Here is a 1,477-nt window from a genome sequence, read left to right as displayed (position 1 = left end):
CTCGGTTAATTAAGGCTCGGTTATAGGATGACCAATTGGTTGTACGGTAGATTTTAGAGGCAGGCTTATTCATTTTGAAATTATATTGCTGAATAAGCTTTTGATGCTAGGTTTGTGCAACAAAGCCCTCTTCAGATGGTTTTGAACTTGCGTCAGTGCATAAAAAGGATGTTGAAAATCATGGAAAACTTGCGGCTGTAAGTAGTTCAATTCTGGCTATGATTCATGCATTTATGAATGAAATTAATTTTACAGGATGCCAGAGCATAACCCTAGATGCAGATAATGGTAAGGCTGTTATGGCATCTACTCAACATCCTAGTTTTCCAATGCTTATAGTCATTCTTTCTTCCAAAGAAGTTTTACTGGGTCAGCTACTGTACGCAACCAAAAAAGCTAGCACTGATATTGCAGCATATAAAATTAAAATTTAGGTTTTAAATGCTATATCCTATTTATATTTATGAAACTATGATCTGTCATCAATTAAGCCAAATTATTGTTGAGGCAAGATAAATTGCTGACAAAAAGTTTTGAACTAATTTATGATAGCGTATGGTAATAACACGATACTGTTTGAGCTTGGCAAAAAAGTTCCCGATCAAATGCCGTGCTTTATAAAAATATCGGTTTATAATCACCTTGACTCATAGCGTTATTTTTAGAGGGTATCACGCCTTAAACATTAATTTTATGGATTGGAACAATTATTCGATCTTTAGACTTTTAGGGTTTATCTATGGGCTAAGTTTGACTGAATAATAAGTCCAGCAATATATCAGCACCATTTAAATCATGAACTTGCCCAGCAACAGTAAGATAAAATTTTATTGGATTGCCTAAGACATCATTATGAGCACGCATTTTGGTACTTAAGTTATCTTTCCTCCGTCCGATCGCCTTTTCTTCCCCAGCGCTGTGTTGATGAGCACAATGGTGGAGTCGAACATGGCTATTTATTGTCACTGTCATGTGACAGCACTTCAAAGACTCTCTGCCACACACCTATTTTAGGCCAACGACTAAAACGAATATCCACGACGCTGAAATCACCAAATGTTATGAAAAGACTCACTCGCTAATGAATATCTGAACGATACCGAACTGCTCTCAGCAAATAATCGGTTATCTTTATCAATTACTCTAACAATTTCTATTCTAATATCTAAATCATGCCAGTAACACCTAAGAAAGCTATCACAGGATTTATTAAATAAAGACCTAGCACTTAGTCCTATTCTAACTATCTTGATAGCTAAACTTGAACATATCTCAATCATTTTTTGAAAAGCTTGAGATTTAAATAATAACTTGATTATTTTAAATACACAAAAAAAACACCCCCTGCTTATGCAGGGGGTGTTTCGAATAATGAGCTGGCGATGACTTACTCTCACATGGGTAACCCCACACTACCATCAGCGCAAAGAGGTTTCACTTCTGAGTTCGGGAAGGGATCAGGTGGTTCACTCTTGCT

General features: G+C 36.2%; 1 protein-coding gene, 1 rRNA gene and 1 pseudogene. 1 reads left to right on the top strand and 2 read right to left on the bottom strand.

The window, feature by feature from the left end; all coding sequences use genetic code 11:
* Positions 1-128 precede the first annotated feature (128 nt).
* Positions 129-434: pseudogene (locus FTT75_RS15630) on the top strand (roadblock/LC7 domain-containing protein); the annotation flags it as partial.
* A 48-nt stretch (positions 435-482) separates the two neighbouring features.
* Here FTT75_RS15630 and FTT75_RS16085 read toward each other — a convergent pair.
* Together FTT75_RS16085 and rrf are read right to left on the bottom strand one after the other, a co-directional pair.
* The gene (locus tag FTT75_RS16085) at positions 483-641 is read right to left on the bottom strand and encodes a transposase (RefSeq protein WP_180186818.1); all 159 of its coding nucleotides are present in this window, start codon (positions 639-641) and stop codon (positions 483-485) included.
* Positions 642-1,374: 733 nt separating this feature from the next.
* Positions 1,375-1,477, bottom strand: a 5S ribosomal RNA gene (gene rrf, locus FTT75_RS15620); the annotation flags it as partial.

The sequence above is a fragment of the Acinetobacter sp. YH01008 genome (assembly GCF_013420435.1).
Classification (GTDB): Bacteria; Pseudomonadota; Gammaproteobacteria; order Pseudomonadales; family Moraxellaceae; genus Acinetobacter; species Acinetobacter pseudolwoffii.
Note: the sequence above shows the minus strand (reverse complement) of the source record. Positions and strands in the feature narration are given on the sequence as shown.